Source organism: Serratia sp. 2C06, assembly GCF_050037615.1.
Lineage (GTDB): Bacteria > Pseudomonadota > Gammaproteobacteria > Enterobacterales > Enterobacteriaceae > Serratia > Serratia ureilytica.
The window spans coordinates 85852-103402 of the sequence record NZ_CP188299.1 but is presented as its reverse complement, the minus strand read 5'-3'; the positions used below and the strand labels follow the sequence as shown (position 1 = coordinate 103402).

Here is a 17551-nt window from a genome sequence, read left to right as displayed (position 1 = left end):
GCTGAAGCCATTTTCAATTGCACCAACCTACGCGGATGCGTAGGTTTTTTTTTGCCTGCCATATAGTATTCTTTTCCCTACAACGATTTACGCCTCCATGGCCAAGGGAGAAGGGCATGATCTTTTCACTGCTGCGCGCGCTGTTTCGCCTGTTGTTTCGGGTACGGGTCGAAGGGGACGTCCAGCACTTCGAACGGCAAAAATTACTGATTACGCCGAACCACGTCTCTTTCCTCGACGGCGTACTGCTGGCGCTGTTCCTGCCGATAAAACCGGTGTTTGCGGTCTATGCCAGCATCGGCGAGAGCTGGTTTATGCGCTGGCTGCGGCCTTACATCGATTTTGTCTCGCTCGATCCCACCAAGCCGATGGCCATCAAGCAACTGGTGCGCATGGTCGAGCAGGGACGGCCGATCGTGGTGTTCCCTGAAGGGCGCATCACCGTGACCGGTGCGCTGATGAAAATTTACGACGGAGCGGCGTTTATCGCCGCCAAATCGGGCGCGACCGTGGTGCCGGTGCGGATCGATGGCCCGGAGTTCAGCCCGTTTGGCCGCATGGCCGGGGTGTTCAAGATCCGCTGGTTCCCGCAAATCAGCATCCGCATCTTGCCGCCGACCACGCTGCCGATGCCGGAAGCGCCGCGCGCGCGTGAACGCCGGGCGCTAGCGGGCGATCGGCTGATGCAGATCATGATGCGGGCGCGGATGGAGACGCGCGAGCCGCAAACGCTGTTCCATGCCTTGCTGGCGGCGCAGCACCGCTATGGGCGCCGCAAGCCTTGCATCGAAGACATCGCTTTCAAAGAGGACAGTTACCAGACGCTAGTCAAGAAATCGCTGGGCGTCAGCCGCATTCTGCAGCGCTTTACCGCCGAGGGGGAGCACGTTGGGCTGCTGTTGCCCAACGCCACCATTACCGCGGCGGCAATCTTCGGCGCTTCGCTGCGCAATCGCATCCCGGCGATGCTCAACTACACCGCAGGCGCCAACGGCCTGAACAGCGCGATGACGGCCGCCGGCATCAAGACCATCGTCACCTCGCGCCAGTTTCTGGAGAAAGGCAAGCTGACCCACCTGCCGGAACAGGTGCCACAGGCTAACTGGGTGTATCTGGAAGATCTGAAAGAGACGGTCACGCTGGCGGATAAGCTGTGGATCCTGCGTTACTTGCTTCAGCCGCAGCGCGCGGCGTTGCCGCAACGTCCGGAGGACCCGGCGCTGATCCTGTTCACGTCCGGATCCGAAGGCCATCCCAAGGGCGTGGTGCATTCGCACGCCAGCCTGCTGGCCAACGTAGAACAAATCCGCACCATCGCCGATTTCACGCCGCGCGACCGCTTCATGTCGTCGCTGCCGCTGTTCCACTCGTTCGGCCTGACGGTGGGGCTGCTTACGCCGCTGATCACCGGCAGCCGCATTTTCCTCTACCCCAGCCCGCTGCACTATCGCGTGGTGCCGGAGCTGGTGTATGACCGTAACTGCACGGTGCTGTTCGGCACGGCGACCTTCCTTAACAACTATGCGCGCTTCGCGCATCCATATGATTTTGCCCGCCTGCGCTATGTCGTGGCCGGCGCGGAGAAACTGGCGGACAGCACCAAACAGATCTATCAGGACAAATACGGCATCCGCATTCTGGAAGGCTATGGCGTGACCGAGTGCGCGCCGGTGGTCTCGATCAACGTGCCGCTGGCGACCAAGGTGGGCACCGTCGGCCGCATCATGCCGCAGATGGAGGCGCGTCTGATCGCGGTGCCGGGTATTGATAACGGCGGCCGTCTGCAGCTGAAGGGGCCGAATATCATGAAAGGCTATCTGCGGGTTGAACGCCCCGGCGAACTGGAGCCGCCGGCGGCGGAAGATGCGAACGGCGTGCTGCAGCCGGGCTGGTATGACACCGGCGATATCGTCAGCCTGGATGAGCAGGGTTACTGCACCATTCGCGGGCGCGTGAAGCGCTTCGCCAAGCTCGCGGGCGAGATGGTGTCGCTGGAGAGCGTCGAACTGCTGGCGCAACGGCTGTCGCCGGATAAACTGCATGCCGCCACGGTCAAAAGCGACAGCAGCAAAGGCGAGGCGTTGGTGCTGTTCACCACCGATCCCGCCATTACCCGCGAGGCATTGCTGCGGGTGGCGCGCGAACTGGGCAGCCCGGAGCTGGCGGTGCCGCGCGATATTCGCCTGTTGAAAACGCTGCCGGTGCTCGGCAGCGGCAAACCTGATTTCGTCACCCTGCGTCATATGGCCGAACAGCCGGAGAGTGCCTGATGAATCCTTCGACCGAATCCCCTTTGTTGTCACGCGGCATGATCGCGGTGATCAGCGCGCAGTTCCTTTCGGCGTTCGGCGACAATGCGTTGCTGTTCGCCACGCTGGCGTTGATCAAGCAGCAGCTGTATCCGGACTGGAGCCAGCCGATCCTGCAGATGGCCTTTGTCGCCACCTATATCATTCTGGCTCCGTTCGTCGGCCAGATCGCCGACAGCTTTGCCAAAGGGCGGGTGATGATGTTCGCCAACGCCCTGAAATTGGCGGGGGCATTGGTGATCTGTTTTGGGGGTAATCCGTTTCTGGGTTACAGCCTGGTCGGCGTGGGAGCCGCCGCGTATTCACCGGCTAAATACGGCATTCTGGGCGAGATCACCAGCGGCGAGAAACTGGTCAAGGCTAACGGCCTGATCGAGGCTTCGACCATTGCGGCCATTCTGACCGGTTCGGTGGCCGGTGGTATTCTGGCGGACTGGCACGTGGCGGCGGCGCTGGCGGCCTGCGCGTTGGTTTACGCGGGAGCGGTGGTCGCCAACCTGTATATTCCGCGTTTGGCGGCGGCGCGTCCTGGCGCTTCGTGGCGTCCGCAGGCCATGACGCACAGCTTCTTTGCTGCCTGCGTTACGCTGTGGCGCGATGGACAGACGCGTTTCTCATTGATTGGCACCAGCCTGTTTTGGGGGGCCGGCGTGACGCTGCGTTTTCTGCTGGTGCTGTGGGTACCGGTGGCGCTCGGCATCGCCGATAACGCCACGCCAACGCTGCTGAACGCCATGGTGGCCGTCGGCATCGTGGTGGGCGCGGGTGCCGCCGCGCGCTTCGTCACGCTTAAAACGGTGAAACGCTGTATGCCGGCCGGGATCCTGATCGGCGTCGCGGTCGCGGTGTTTGCGCTGCAAACGACCATGCTCAATGCCTACGTCTTGCTGGCGCTCATCGGCATGCTGGGGGGCTTCTTCGTCGTGCCGCTCAATGCGTTGCTGCAGGAGCGGGGCAAACATTCGGTCGGCGCCGGCAATGCGATCGCAGTGCAAAACCTGGGTGAAAACGCCGCGATGTTACTGATGCTGGGCCTGTATTCTTTGGTCGTGAAGCTGGGCGTGCCGGTGGTGGGCGTCGGCGTAGGGTTTGGCGTGGTGTTTGCGCTGGCGATTAGCGCGTTGTGGTGGTCGCAGCGGCGGTGAAACGGGGCGCAGCCAGGCTGCGCCCTCAGGCTATCAAGGCGCCGGAATGGTAAACCGGGTGTGGATTTCTTCGAGCGCCTGCAGCACGTCCTCATCCAGAATCACGTCGAGGCTGTCGAGGTTGATTTTCAACTGCTCCACCGAGGTGGCGCCCAGCAGGGTGCTGGCGACGAACGGCTGCTGACGCACGAAGGCCAACGCCATCTGCGAAGGATCCAGCCCGTGTTTTTTGGCCAGCGCCACGTATTCGGCGATCGCCCGTTGGGTTTGCTGCCCTGAATAACGGTTGAAGCGGGTGAACAGCGTATTGCGCGCACCGGCCGGTTTAGCGCCGTTGAGGTATTTACCGCTCAGCGTGCCGAACGCCAGGCTGGAATAGGCCAGCAGTTCTACCCCTTCGTGCTGGCTGATTTCGGCCAGGCCAATCTCAAAGCTGCGGTTCAGCAGGCTGTACGGGTTTTGAATCGACACGATGCGCGGCAGCTCGTGTTTCTCCGCCAGTTGCAGATAGCGCATCACGCCCCAGGGCGTTTCGTTGGAGACCCCGATATAGCGAATTTTACCGGCGCGCACCTGCTCGGTCAGCGCCTCCAGGGTTTCCAGCAGCGTGACCGTGGCTTTGTCATCGGTATATTGATAGTTGAGTTTGCCAAAGCAGTTGGTGGCGCGCTGCGGCCAGTGCAATTGGTAAAGATCGAGATAATCGGTGTTCAGCCGCTTGAGGCTGGCGTCCAGAGCGGCGCGGATGTTTTTGCGATCGAGCGCCTGCTGCGGGCGGATGCTGCTGTCAGTGCCGCGCACCGGGCCCGAGACTTTGCTGGCCAGGACGATTTTTTCGCGATTGCCGCGCGCTTTGATCCAACTGCCGATATAGCTTTCGGTCAGGCCCTGGGTTTCCGGGCGGGGCGGCACCGGGTACAGTTCGGCGGTATCTATCAGGTTCACGCCTGCGGCCAATGCATAGTCCAGTTGCGCATGGGCGTCGGCTTCGCTGTTCTGTTCGCCAAAGGTCATGGTGCCCAGTCCCAGCACGCTCACTTCTAAAGAACTGTGGGGAATACGGTGGTATTGCATTAACGGCCTTCCTTTCTTGTTAGCGCTGACGGACCGTGCGGCCCGGTGAAACAGGAGCCCAATTCAGAAGACGGCGCAAAGTCCGTCGGGCGGCGATGTCGCCTTTCCTGACTATAACCAAGCGGTGAAGATGGGGGAAGCGGATTCCGTGCGGACACGAATGAGGGCTACCGCGCTCGAGCGGGCGATAGCCGGCGTGCGGTGATTAGCGTTCGATAACCTGGGAAACCTGATCGCCGTTGATCTGGCGGTGATTGCCTTTCTCATCTTTATAACTGATGAGCCCGGTGTCTGTGTCGATCTCCGGTTTGCCTTGCGTCAGGATCATGTTGCCGTCTTTGGTCGCCATGACGTAGTCGCTGGAACATCCCGCCAAACCGGCGGCCATAACCAGCGCAGACACTGCCATTACCCACTTTTTCATCCTGCGGATCCTCGATTATGCAGAAAACAATGTTCTTTCAAGATTAGCAAACTCTTGGCAGAGAGCGTCTCAGATAAGTCTTTATCTGATAAGAAAAACTGAAATGAGGGGGCAACGAAACGGCGGAAGCCGCCGATGGCGGCCTCCGCGTAGGGTTATTCCGGCGAACGGTTTTTCTTGCTGCGCATCAGATTGAGCGCTTCTACCGACATGGAGAAGAACATGGCGAAGTAGATGTAGCCTTTCGGCACGTGCACCTGGAAACTTTCCAGCATCAGCGTGAAGCCCACCAGGATCAGGAACGCCAGCGCCAGCATTTTCACCGACGGATGGCGATTGACGAATTCGCCGATCGGCCGTGCGGCGAACATCATCACGCCGACGGCAATCACCACCGCCGCCATCATGATGAACAGGTGATCGGAAAGGCCTACGGCGGTAATCACCGAATCCAGGCTGAAGATGATATCCAACAGCATGATCTGTACGATCGCGCCGAAGAAGCTGTGCACCTTGGTGTGGTGCTCTTCTTCCGTGCCTTCGATGGTTTCGTGGATCTCTTTGCTGGCTTTCCAGATCAGGAACAATCCACCGAGCAGCAGGATCAGATCGCGGGCGGAAATGGCGTGATCCAGCACGGTGAACAGCGGGTGCGTCAAGCGGATCACCCAGGCGATGGAGGCCAGCAGCGCCAGGCGCATCAGCATGGCGGCGGCCAAGCCCATTCGGCGAGCTTTGTTCTGTTGCGCTTTGGGCAGCTTCGCCACCACCAGCGACAGAAAAATGATGTTATCAATACCCAGTACGATCTCAAGAATGGTTAGCGTACCTAACGCTAACCAGGCATTGGGATCCATAATCCATTCGAACATTGCCCGACACACCTTAATACTTAATAAATGCAAAGGGTGAATTATACGCGTTTATCGTGGCGCTGACAGGGCTAGCTAAACCAGAGTTAAACGAAATCGCCTAGATTGAGAAATGTCTTGCCAGCAGCGCGCCGGTAAAACCCTTTTTCAGATAGAAACCGCGCGGCAGCGTCATGATAGGTTGCCCCTGTTCGCCGATGGCTTCGGTGAGCGCCTTGTTGTTGGCCGCTTTGGGGCGCAGTTGCAGCACTTCGCCGTGGCGTGCGGTGATGCGTTCTACGTGACCGAGCACAATCAGATCCATCAGCTCTTCCCAATCGCGGCGCAGCATCTCTTCTTCTGCAGCGCTCGGGCTCCACAGCAGCGGCGAACCGACGCGGCGCTGCGCCAGCGGGATTTGCCGTTCGCCCTCTACCGGTATCCACAACACGCGCGCCAGCTTGTGGCGAACGTGGCTGCTGGCCCAGGTGACGCCGCTGTTGCCGGTGAGCGGGGCCACGCAGACGAAAGTGGTCTCCAGCGGTTTGCCGGCGGCGTCGACAGGAATGGTTTTCAGCTCAATGCCCAGCTCAGGAAAATCCTGTTCCGGTTTGCTGCCGGCCATGGCACCGAGGTACAGCTCCAGCAGCATGCCCACCCAGCCTTTATCGCGTTTCAGATCCTTGGGGATCGGCAACTGCGCGCGGGCGGCCAGTTCGCCAAAACTGAAGCCGGCCAGCGCCTGAGCGCGCTCGAACAGCTGCCGTTCATTTTCCGGCGGGGGTGGCAGAGGGGATAAAAACGCCATAAATCAAGCCTGTCGAATTTGGTTGAAAAACGTACTGCAAAGATACACGGGAAACGGTAACCCCAGTCGCCTGGGGAAAAGAATAATAGTAGCATGATTTTACATGACTTTTTTTCTTTCCTTGCGCGGGCGACAATGCTCCCGCGAGGCTTGTTCACCTGAAGCCACCGACAATAAACAGGATCTTACACCTATTTATCCACAGATTTATGGGATAACCCAAATTTTTACCGATCACTGGTTCAATTTACAGCCTTGACTCGGGCGGTTTTTTACGAATTTGTCCGTTTTGTGCGTAACTTGCCCGGATAATCTGTGGATAAAAACGGCGTTGGTGGATCTTTCGCCAGGGTAAGATCCTTACCGTGCATAGATCACATTTTTGCCCTGTACATAACTGTGGGATATTGGTTAATTATATGTTTTTAGGAGTAATATTGTTTTTTCGGTGTGAGGAGGGAATTTCGGGGACGAGAGTTTTACCGGCTTATCCCTCGAGTTCTACACACACCTATCCACAGAAAAAGTGAATAAAACCGGTCTGAAATGCCGATGCATGTTTATAACTTTGCCTATATCTGTGAGTTATCCCAATGTTATCCGGCCCGCAGCGCCGTAAAGCAGTGGTTTACCGCCTGTAGCTTGTGTGAAACAATCAGGACATCTATGCGAATTTAAGCTTATCGAGGTAGTCCGGTGATCGATGATGATGGCTACCGCCCGAATGTTGGTATCGTAATCTGTAATCGTCAGGGGCAGGTCTTATGGGCCCGCCGTTACGGTCAGCACTCCTGGCAGTTTCCCCAAGGTGGGATTAACCCTGGCGAAACTGCGGAGCAGGCGATGTACCGTGAGCTGTTCGAAGAAGTGGGGCTGAGTAAAAAGGATGTGCGCATCCTGGCTTCGACCCGCAACTGGTTGCGCTATAAATTGCCGAAACGTTTGGTGCGTTGGGACACAAAGCCGGTTTGTATCGGCCAAAAGCAAAAATGGTTTTTGTTGCAGCTACTGTGCAATGACGCTGATATCAACATGCAGCGCAGCAGCACACCGGAGTTCGACGGTTGGCGCTGGGTGAGCTTCTGGTATCCGGTGCGCCAGGTGGTGTCGTTTAAACGCGACGTCTACCGCCGGGTGATGAAAGAATTCGCCGTGACCGTGATGCCGATGCAAGAGCAGGCGGCGCCGCGGCAGGCCCCCGCTTATCGCCGAAAGAGAGGTTAAGTTAAGCCGACTATGCTCACGCGCTTGCGAGAAATTGTAGAGAAGGTGGCCGCGGCGGCCAGTCTGACGGATGCGCTGGATCTGCTGGTCAATGAAACCTGTCTGGCGATGGACACCGAAGTGTGCTCCATTTACCTGGCGGACAACGATCGCCGCTGTTACTACTTGATGGCCACGCGCGGGCTGAAAAAGCCGCGCGGGCGCACTATCGCATTGGCGTTTGACGAAGGTGTCGTCGGGTTGGTCGGCCGCCGGGCCGAACCCATCAACCTGGCCGATGCCCAAAGCCATCCCAGCTTCAAGTACGTTCCGCAGGTCAAAGAGGATCGTTTCCGATCCTTCCTCGGGGTACCGATCATTCACCGGCGCCAGCTGTTGGGGGTGTTGGTGGTGCAGCAGCGCGAGCTGCGCCAGTTCGACGAAAGCGAAGAGTCGTTCATGGTCACCCTGGCCACGCAGATGGCCGGGATCCTTTCACAGTCGCAGCTTAATGCCATTTTCGGCCAGTATCGCCAAACGCGCGTGCGCGCGCTGGCGGCCTCGCCCGGCGTAGCGGTGGCGGAAGGGTGGCAGGACAGCAGCCAGCCTTCGCTCGATCAGGTTTACCGCGCGTCGACGCTGGACACCGCCAGCGAGCGCGAGCGCCTGACGTTGGCGTTGGAAGAGGCCGGCGCGGAATTTCGCCGCTTCAGCAAGCGTTTTGCCGCCAGCTCGCAAAAAGAGAGCGCGGCGATCTTCGATCTTTATTCTCACCTGCTAAACGACGCCCGCCTCAAGCGCGAATTGTTCGCCGAAATTGACAACGGCTCGGTGGCGGAATGGGCGGTGAAGCAGGTGATAGAAGCCTTTGCCGAACAGTTCGCCAAACTGCAGGACACCTATATGCGCGAGCGCGGCAGCGACCTGCGCGCGCTGGGTCAGCGCCTGCTGTTCCACCTCGACGACACCACTCAGGGCGCCACCCAGTGGCCGGCGCGTTTTGTGCTGGTGGCGGATGAACTGACCGCGACATTGCTGGCCGAAGTGCCGCAGGATCGCCTGGTTGGCGTGGTCGTGCGCGACGGCGCCGCCAATTCGCATGCGGCGATTTTGGTGCGGGCGATGGGGGTGCCGACGGTGATGGGCGCCGACATCCAGCCTTCTCTGCTGAGCCAGCGGCTGCTGATCGTTGATGGGTATCGCGGCGAACTACTGGTCGATCCTGAGCCGGTGCTGGTGCAGGAATACCAACGGCTGATCAGCGAAGAACAGGAACTGAGCAAGCTGGCGGAAGACGACGTCGAACAGCCGGCGCAGTTGAAAAGCGGCGAACGCGTTCAGGTGATGTTGAACGCCGGCCTCAGCCCGGAACATGAACAGCTGTTGGGCGGCCGGGTGGACGGCGTGGGGTTGTACCGCACTGAAATTCCGTTCATGTTGCAAAGCGGTTTCCCTTCTGAAGAAGAACAGGTCGCGCAGTATCAAGGCATGCTGCAGCTTTACCCCAACAAACCGGTCACGCTGCGCACGCTGGACATCGGCGCCGACAAGCAACTGCCCTACATGCCGATCAGCGAAGAAAATCCCTGCCTGGGCTGGCGCGGCATTCGCATCACTCTGGACCAGCCGGAGATTTTTTTGATACAGGTGCGCGCCATGCTGCGCGCCAATGCCGGCACCGGCAACCTGGGCATTTTGCTGCCGATGGTCACCAGCCTGGAAGAGGTCGATGAGGCCAAGCGCTTGATTGACCGCGCCGGGCGCGAGGTGGAAGAGGTGCTTGGCTACGCGATCCCGAAACCGAAAATCGGCGTGATGCTGGAAGTGCCGTCGATGATTTTCCTGATCCCGCATTTGGCCGGGCGCGTCGACTTCATCTCGGTAGGCACCAACGATTTGACCCAGTACCTGCTGGCGGTGGATCGCAACAACACGCGGGTAGCCTCGCTGTACGACAGCCTGCATCCCGCGATGCTGCAGGTGCTGAAGCTGATCGCCGAACAGGGGAAAGCGGCCGGGCTGCAGCTTAGCCTGTGCGGTGAACTGGCCGGCGATCCGATGGGCGCGCTGTTGCTGGTAGGCATGGGCTATCGCAATCTGAGCATGAACGGACGCAGCGTGGCGCGCATCAAATACCTGCTGCGGCATATCGATCTTGCCGACGCCGAAGTGTTGGCGCACCGAGTGTTGAACACCCAAATGACCACGGAAGTGCGCCATTTGGTGGCGGCGTTTATGGAGCGACGCGGCATGGGCGGGTTGATTCGCGGCGGCAGATAATCGCCGCGCGATGTGATTTTTTTACAGAACTTTTCCCGCGCTGCCGGCCCGGACCGCGCTAAGCCTATGTTATGATGCGCAACCTCAGCGCGACGCATGTTCGTCGTCTTGCAAACCGCAGCGGCCAACGCTGCCGTTTGAAAGGCGTGTGACAACCTGCGCCGACGTTTGGCACCTGCCGCCCCCGCATGGGGAAAAATAACAGACATGTTGTGGTGATAGATGAGCAATAGCTATCTGGCGTTTCCTAAATTTGATCCGGTCATTTTCTCCATTGGCCCGGTTTCTTTGCATTGGTACGGCCTGATGTATCTGGTCGGCTTCGTTTTTGCCATGTGGCTGGCGGTGCGCCGCGCCAACAAGCCGGGCAGCGGCTGGACCAAAGACGAAGTGGAAAACCTGCTCTACGCCGGTTTCCTAGGCGTATTCGTCGGCGGCCGCGTGGGCTATGTGCTGTTCTACAACCTGCCGTTGTTCCTGGATAATCCGCTATATCTGTTTAAAGTCTGGGATGGCGGCATGTCGTTCCACGGCGGATTGATGGGGGTGATTCTGGTGATGTTCTGGTTCGCTCGCCGCACCAAACGCACCTTCTTCCAGGTTTCCGATTTTATCGCGCCATTGATCCCGTTCGGTTTGGGCGCCGGCCGCCTCGGCAACTTCATCAACGGTGAACTGTGGGGCCGCGTGACCACCGACACCCCTTGGGCGATGCTGTTCCCAAGCTCGCGCAGCGAAGACGTGGCGCTCGCCGCCGCCGATCCTTCTCTGCTGCCGCTGCTGAATCAGTATGGCGTGCTGCCGCGTCACCCGTCCCAGCTGTATGAACTGCTGCTTGAAGGCGTGGTGCTGTTTATCATTCTGAACCTGTTCATCCGCAAGCCGCGGCCGATGGGTGCCGTATCGGGCCTGTTCCTGATCGGTTATGGCGCATTCCGCATCATCGTTGAAGCGTTCCGCCAGCCGGATGCCCAGCTTGGCCTGTTCGACGGCGTGATCAGCATGGGGCAGATCCTGTCCATCCCGATGGTGGTGGCCGGTGTTATTATGATGATTTGGGCGTACCGTCGTCGCCCGCAGCAACAACTGTCGTGAGGGACAAATGAAACAGTATCTGGATTTGATGAACAAGGTGCTCGCCGAGGGCACTCCTAAAGCCGACCGTACCGGCACTGGCACGTTGTCGATTTTCGGCCACCAGATGCGTTTCAATTTGCAGGAAGGCTTCCCGTTGGTGACCACCAAGAAATGTCATCTGCGTTCGATCATTCATGAGCTGTTGTGGTTCCTGAACGGCGATACCAACATCGCCTATCTGCGTGACAACAAGGTCACCATTTGGGACGAGTGGGCCGATGAAAACGGCGATCTCGGCCCGGTGTACGGCAAGCAGTGGCGAGCCTGGGGGGCGGCGGACGGTCGTCAGATCGATCAGCTGAGCAACGTGCTCCAGCAACTGAAACAAGATCCGGATTCGCGCCGCATCATCGTTTCCGCCTGGAACGTCGGTGAGCTGGACCAGATGGCGCTGGCGCCGTGCCACGCGTTCTTCCAGTTCTACGTGGCGGACGGCAAACTCTCTTGCCAGCTGTACCAGCGTTCCTGCGACGTGTTCCTCGGCCTGCCGTTCAACATCGCCAGCTACGCGCTGTTGGTGCATATGATGGCGCAGCAGTGCGATTTGGACGTCGGCGACTTCGTCTGGACCGGTGGCGATACCCATCTGTACAGTAATCATATGGAACAGACGAAGCTGCAGTTGACGCGTGAACCCCGTCCGTTGCCGAAGCTGGTGATCAAACGCAAGCCGGCTTCGCTGTTCGATTACCGTTTCGAAGACTTCGAGATCGAAGGTTACGATCCGCACCCGGCCATCAAGGCGCCGGTCGCGATCTGACCTTAACCGCATCACACCAGGGGCGCAGCGATTGCGCCCCTTTTTTTATCCGCATTGCGCGCCGCGCCGCATTTTATTGTCGCCATTTGTCGCTATAGGGAAAACATTGCGCAGCTTGCCGCAAGGCTTGCGCATGCGGCTTTACCGCCTTGTTACGGCCCTTAAACTGGCCGCATGAAAGAAAATACGCTCTCGAACATCGATGACCGCCAGCGTGGCATGACGCTGATTGAGCTGTTGGCGGCGCTCCTGATCGCCGGCATGCTCACCGGCTGGGGCGTCGGTCAATGGCGCCACCATCAGCAAACGTTGCGCCTGGAACATACTGCCCAGCAGCTGCTGGCATTTTTACTGCGACTGCAGGCGGACGCCAACTGGCGCAACCGCACGACGCTGCTGTGGTTCAAGAACGGCACGCCCTGGTGCCTGGGCGGCGGTGTGCCGCCGCCGGATTGCGCTTCCGCCGAGGGTTCCGTTTTCTCACCGTCTTACCGCGACGTCGTTTTGAGCGGCTACACCGACAAAGAGATCGGGTTTTACGGCTTGCGCAATACCGCGCAGGCGGGGCACATCCTGCTCAGCAACGAGGCAGGCGGCCTGCGGCTGGTGCTGTCCGTCCGAGGGCGGCTGCGTTTGTGCAGCGAAGGGCTCCGGATAAGGGGGATCGCGCCATGCTGACTGTCGAACGCGGTTTTACCTTGCCGGAGGTGATGTTGGCGCTGGTGTTCGGCAGCGTGATCGCGCTCGGCGCCGCGAAAACCTACCCGCTGTTGCGCCAGCAAAACGTGGCCGTCGGCCAGCATTTTCGGCTGGAGTCAACGCTGCGGCAACTGGCGTTCGGCATCGAGAAAGACCTGCGCCGCGCCGGTTTCTGTGCCGGGCAGTGCGCCGGCCGCCCGCTGCTGATCGGCCAGGCGGCGGGAGAAGCGGCGGGCAGCTGCGTTATCGTCGCTTACGACATCACCCGCAGCGGGCAATGGCTCACCTCGGGCGAGGATGCAGGTTATTTCGGTTATCGGCTGCGCAATGGCGGCTTGGAAGGGCAGCGCGGCGTAAGCCAATGCGACGGCGGCGGCTGGGAGCGGCTGCTCGATCGTGACGAAGTGCAGATTGAGCGGTTTCATGTGGCGATAGAGCGCGGGGAGCATGGCGGTGCGCTGGCCCGTTTGACTCTGGCGGGGCGCTCTGTCGGCGATGCGCGTATCAGGCGCAGCCTGAGCGGGAACGTCGAAATGGCGGCGTTGCCATGAACCGGTGGAGCCAGCGAGGCGGCAGTACTTTGGCGGCGGTAATGTTGCTGTTGGCGTTGGGGTTGATGTTGCTCAATGCCCAGCACCGGCAATTGGATAACGCGCTGTTACTGGCCGCCGATCAGCAGCGCTACCTCCAGGCTTACAATCAGGCCGCTTCGGCGCTGAGTTGGGGCATGCTCCAGCGTTGGCCGCGCGCCGAGCTGAGTGCGGCGGCCTGGTTATGCAGGCAGCGCGCGGAACTGACGGCCTGCGCCCGGCTGTCTGCCAGAGCGGGCATCGTGACGGTACGCGGCCTTGGGGAGATGCGCGGCGGTGAGCCGCTTTGGCTGTATCAATGGGGCGCTTTTGATGGTGCGGAATCGGTCGGCAGGGTGCAAGCGCAGCCGGGCGGCCGGCTGGATTTTTGCCCCGAGAAAAGGCCGGCCGACTGTGAGGGTTAACGCTCGCGCAGGGCGGTTATCCCGTAACGGCTTCAGCCTACCGGAAGTGTTGGTGGCGGCATTGTTGTTCTCGGTGTCGCTGCTGGGCTTGTTACAGTATCATCAGGTGCTGTTGCAGTCGTTCCAGCGCCAGTGGCACTACCGGCAAGCCTGGGTGATGGCGCATCAGCAGTTGGAGGCGTTCGCCGTCACCGGTCGGCTCGATGCCGAATCGCTGCCGGGAGGCTGGCGACGCGAGACGGCGTTCGACGGCGAGGATGCGGATTGCCGCCGATTGACGGTCAGAGTACAAACTCCGCAACGGCAGTGGGCGACGCTGAGCCGCTGGTATTGCACCCGTTTTTGAGCCGGTACGTATCTTGTTTTAAAGGAGCCATCATGTTCACGGTTTATCATTCCAATCAGCTGGATTTATTGAAAACGCTGACCAGCGCGCTGATAGCCAGAGATCCGTTGGCCGATCCTTTTCAACAGGAAGTGGTGCTGGTTCAGAGCCCCGGTATGGCGCAATGGCTGCAAATGCAGCTGGCGGAGCAGTTCGGCATCGCCGCCAATGTCGCGTTTCCGCTGCCGGCGACCTTCATTTGGGACATGTTCACCCGAGTGTTGCCGGATATCCCGAAAGAGAGCGCCTTCAGCAAGGACGCCATGACCTGGAAGCTGATGTGGCTGCTGCCGGAGATGCTGACCCAGCCGGCGTTCGCGCCACTGCAGCACTATCTCACCGATGACGGCGACAAGCGAAAAATCCACCAATTGGCCGGCCGGGTTGCCGACCTTTTCGACCAGTATTTGGTTTATCGCCCGCAGTGGCTGGAGAGCTGGCAGCGCGGCGAACGCATCGACGGTCTGCCCGAGGCTCAGCAGTGGCAGGCGCCGCTCTGGGCGCGGCTGGTGGAGTACACGCGCGAATTGGGGCAGCCGGAATGGCACCGCGCCAATCTGTATAGCCGCTTTATCCACGCGCTGGAGCAGGCAACAACGTGTCCGCCCGGTTTGCCGCCGCGGGTGTTTATCTGCGGCATCTCGGCGTTGCCGCCGGTCTATCTGGAGGCGCTGCAGGCACTGGGGCGGCATATCGATATCCACCTGATGTTCACCAACCCTTGTCGTTATTACTGGGGCGACATTCAGGATTACGCTTTCCTGGCCCGCTTGCAGAGCCGCAAGCGCCGTCACTATCATCAGGCGCGCGAGCAAGGGCTGTTTCGCGAACCGGCTGACGCGGCGCGTCTGTTTGATGCTGAAGGGCAGCAGCAGCTCAGTAACCCGCTGCTGGCCTCCTGGGGCAAGCTCGGGCGCGATCACCTCTATTTGCTGTCGCAGATGGAAGGGGCGCAAGAGGTCGACGCCTTTGTCGATATCCCGGCGGATACCATGCTGCACGCCGTTCAACGCGATATGCTGGAGCTGGAAGATCACGCGGTGATCGGCATCACGGCAGAAACGCTGGAAAGCAGTTTCAGCAAGCGCAGGCTCGATCCGCAAGATCGTTCCCTCAGCCTGCACGCCTGCCACAGCCCACAGCGGGAAGTGGAGGTGCTGCACGATCAACTACTGACCATGCTCGCGCAGGATCCCGCGTTGACGCCGCGCGACATCATCGTGATGGTGGCGGATATCGATAGCTATACGCCTTATATTCAGGCCGTGTTCGGCAATGCTCCCGCCGAGCGCTACCTGCCGTTCGCCATTTCTGACCGTAAAGCGCGACAGGCGCATCCGGCTTTGCAGGCGTTCATCTCCCTGCTCGATCTGCCGCAAAGCCGCTTTACGTCGGAACAGGTGCTGGCGCTGTTGGAAGTGCCGGCCCTGGCCGCCCGTTTCGCCATTGGCGAAGAGGGGCTGCGCCTGTTGCGTCACTGGGTCGGTGAATCCGGCGTGCGCTGGGGGCTGGACGACGATAACGTGCGAGAACTGGATCTGCCCGCCACGGGCCAGCACACCTGGCGATTCGGCATTACGCGCATGCTGCTCGGTTACGCGATGGACAGCAACGCCGGCGATTGGCAGGGCATTTTGCCTTACGACGAGTCGAGCGGGTTGGTCGCCGAACTGGCGGGGCAGTTGGCGGATCTGCTGGCCCAATTGAGCCATTGGCGGCAAGTCTTGAGCGAAGCGCGCTCGCTCGAGGCATGGCTACCGCTGTGCCGACAGCTGCTGGATGCCTTCTTCGAAGCGGATAGCGATACCGAAGTGGTGCTGGCATTGATCGAGCAGCAGTGGCAACAGGCCATCAATTTTGGCCTGGCGGCGCGCTATCCGGATGACGTGCCCTTGACGATTCTGCGCGACGATTTGGCGGCGCGCCTCGATCAGGAGCGCATCAGCCAGCGCTTCCTCGCCGGGCAAATCAACTTCTGTACGCTGATGCCGATGCGCTCGATTCCGTTCAAGGTGGTGTGCCTGCTGGGCATGAACGACGGCGTGTATCCGCGCACGTTGCCGCCATTGGGTTTTGATCTGATGGCGCAGCAGGTCAAGCGCGGCGACCGCAGCCGGCGCGATGACGACCGCTATCTGTTCCTGGAGGCGATTCTGTCCGCGCAACAACGGCTGTATATCAGCTTCATTGGCCGTTCCATTCAGGACAACAGCCCGCGCTATCCTTCGGTGCTGGTTACCGAGCTGCTGGAGTATCTGGAGCAAAGCTATTGCCTGCCGGGAGACGAGGCGTGCACCGCAGACGACAGCGCCCGGCGAGTGGGCGAGCATTTGCTGAAGTGGCATGCGCGCATGCCGTTCGCCGCCGAGAATTTCTTGCCGGGCTCGGAAGCGCAAAGCTATGCCGCCGAGTGGCTGCCCGCCGCCGACGGGCGCGGGGCGGCGCACCCGGCCTTCAACCAGCTGCTGCCCGCCGAAACGCTGCAGCAAATATCGTTGGATGAGCTGCTGCGGTTTTACCGCCATCCTATTCGCGCCTTCTTCCAGCTGCGGTTGGGCGTCAGCTTTATCCTGGAAGAGACCGAGCTGCCGGACGAAGAGCCCTTCACGCTGGATAACCTCAGCCGCTACCAGTTCAACAGCCAACTGCTGAATACCCTGATTGACGGCGACGATCCCGAACGGTTGTTCCAACGGGTGCGCGCCGCCGGGGGGTTGCCCTATGGCGCCTTCGGCGAGATCTATTGGCAAAAGCAGCAGGAAGAGATGAGCGAACTGGCCGAGCAGGTGCGTGCGGAACGCGCAGAGAGCCACAGCCTGGAATTGGACATCGATATTGCTGGCGTGCGCCTCAGCGGCTGGCTGCATCAGGTGCAGGATGACGGCCTGTTGCGCTGGCGGCCCGCCACGTTGTCGGCGGTGGACGGCATATTACTGTGGCTGGAGCACCTGGTGTACTGCTGCGCCGGCGGCACCGGCGAGAGCCGCATGTATGGTCGCAAGAACTCCGCCTGGCGCTTTGCCGCGCTTGCGCCTGAAGAGGCGCAGGCGCAGCTGGCGGAACTGCTGGCGGGCTATCAGCGCGGTCTGTGTCAGCCGCTGTTGTTGCTGAACAAGAGCGGCTGGGCGTGGCTGAGTCAGTGCTATCAGCCGGAAACGCAGCAAATCGACTGGGAAGAAGAAGCGCAAACAAAGGCTCGCGCCAAATTGCTGCAGGCTTGGCAGGGCGATCAGCGCATTCCCGGAGAAGGGGAAGATCCCTATGTTCAGCGAGTGTTCCGCCAATTGGACAATGACTACCTGGCGCAAATACTGGCCGAAACAGAGCGTTATCTGCTGCCGGTGGCGCGTCATAACCTGGGGTAACAATCCCCCGGTGGTGCTGTGCGGCGGGAGGTGGTAAAAATAACGAAGGTTATATTCAACCATTGGGGTAATTCCCGGTCTTACATAACGTACAGGCATATACCCGCCGCGTTTTGG

15 protein-coding genes are annotated in these 17551 nt (G+C 60.0%); 11 read left to right on the top strand and 4 right to left on the bottom strand.

The annotated features are described in order from the left end of the window. Positions 1-116 precede the first annotated feature (116 nt). Positions 117-2270, top strand: coding sequence for a bifunctional acyl-ACP--phospholipid O-acyltransferase/long-chain-fatty-acid--ACP ligase (gene aas, locus ACP3TA_RS00935; protein WP_060660307.1), 2154 nt, complete (start codon positions 117-119; stop codon positions 2268-2270). Then, on the top strand, positions 2270-3454 hold the full coding sequence (lplT, locus tag ACP3TA_RS00930) for a lysophospholipid transporter LplT (RefSeq protein WP_033644843.1): 1185 nt from the start codon (positions 2270-2272) through the stop codon (positions 3452-3454). The genes aas and lplT overlap by 1 nt, the downstream gene beginning before the upstream one ends. Positions 3455-3487: 33 nt before the next feature. Here lplT and ACP3TA_RS00925 read toward each other — a convergent pair whose 3' ends face one another. The 4 genes from ACP3TA_RS00925 to mutH form a co-directional block, all read right to left on the bottom strand. After that, positions 3488-4528: an NADP(H)-dependent aldo-keto reductase gene (locus ACP3TA_RS00925; protein ID WP_033644844.1), complete on the bottom strand. Its 1041-nt coding sequence runs from the start codon at positions 4526-4528 to the stop codon at positions 3488-3490. Between the two features lie 205 nt (positions 4529-4733). Next, positions 4734-4952: a YgdI/YgdR family lipoprotein gene (locus ACP3TA_RS00920; RefSeq protein ID WP_016929923.1), complete on the bottom strand. Its 219-nt coding sequence runs from the start codon at positions 4950-4952 to the stop codon at positions 4734-4736. A gap of 155 nt (positions 4953-5107) precedes the next feature. After that, positions 5108-5824 carry a TerC family protein gene (locus ACP3TA_RS00915; protein WP_033644847.1) on the bottom strand — a complete coding sequence of 239 codons (717 nt, stop codon included), beginning with the start codon at positions 5822-5824 and terminating at the stop codon, positions 5108-5110. 100 nt (positions 5825-5924) lie between these two features. Continuing rightward, positions 5925-6611: a DNA mismatch repair endonuclease MutH gene (mutH, locus tag ACP3TA_RS00910; RefSeq protein ID WP_033644848.1), complete on the bottom strand. Its 687-nt coding sequence runs from the start codon at positions 6609-6611 to the stop codon at positions 5925-5927. Positions 6612-7307: 696 nt separating this feature from the next. Here mutH and rppH point away from each other — a divergent pair. From rppH to recC, 9 genes are all read left to right on the top strand, one after another. Next, positions 7308-7835 (top strand): RNA pyrophosphohydrolase, encoded by a 528-nt coding sequence (gene rppH / locus ACP3TA_RS00905; RefSeq protein ID WP_004931849.1) that lies wholly within the window; start codon positions 7308-7310, stop codon positions 7833-7835. A 12-nt stretch (positions 7836-7847) separates the two neighbouring features. Further along, the gene (ptsP, locus tag ACP3TA_RS00900) at positions 7848-10094 is read left to right on the top strand and encodes a phosphoenolpyruvate--protein phosphotransferase (protein ID WP_033644849.1); all 2247 of its coding nucleotides are present in this window, start codon (positions 7848-7850) and stop codon (positions 10092-10094) included. A 222-nt stretch (positions 10095-10316) separates the two neighbouring features. After that, on the top strand, positions 10317-11189 hold the full coding sequence (gene lgt, locus ACP3TA_RS00895; RefSeq protein WP_015378920.1) for a prolipoprotein diacylglyceryl transferase: 873 nt from the start codon (positions 10317-10319) through the stop codon (positions 11187-11189). A 7-nt stretch (positions 11190-11196) separates the two neighbouring features. Then, complete coding sequence (thyA, locus tag ACP3TA_RS00890; protein WP_015378919.1) at positions 11197-11991, top strand: thymidylate synthase; 795 nt, start codon at positions 11197-11199, stop codon at positions 11989-11991. 174 nt (positions 11992-12165) lie between these two features. Next, a complete protein-coding gene (locus tag ACP3TA_RS00885) occupies positions 12166-12669 on the top strand; it encodes a prepilin peptidase-dependent protein (RefSeq protein WP_206196283.1) in 504 nt (167 codons plus the stop codon). After that, entirely contained in the window at positions 12663-13241 is a 579-nt protein-coding gene (locus ACP3TA_RS00880; protein WP_047573881.1) for a prepilin peptidase-dependent protein, read from the top strand. Before ACP3TA_RS00885 ends, ACP3TA_RS00880 begins: the two co-directional genes overlap by 7 nt. After that, the gene (locus ACP3TA_RS00875) at positions 13238-13684 is read left to right on the top strand and encodes a YgdB family protein (RefSeq protein ID WP_206196282.1); all 447 of its coding nucleotides are present in this window, start codon (positions 13238-13240) and stop codon (positions 13682-13684) included. Before ACP3TA_RS00880 ends, ACP3TA_RS00875 begins: the two co-directional genes overlap by 4 nt. Further along, positions 13674-14030, top strand: a complete 357-nt coding sequence (locus ACP3TA_RS00870; RefSeq protein ID WP_122016955.1) for a prepilin-type N-terminal cleavage/methylation domain-containing protein — start codon at positions 13674-13676, stop codon at positions 14028-14030. The genes ACP3TA_RS00875 and ACP3TA_RS00870 overlap by 11 nt, the downstream gene beginning before the upstream one ends. Before the next feature lie 32 nt (positions 14031-14062). Further along, positions 14063-17434, top strand: a complete 3372-nt coding sequence (recC, locus tag ACP3TA_RS00865; protein ID WP_047573884.1) for an exodeoxyribonuclease V subunit gamma — start codon at positions 14063-14065, stop codon at positions 17432-17434. Positions 17435-17551 lie beyond the last annotated feature (117 nt).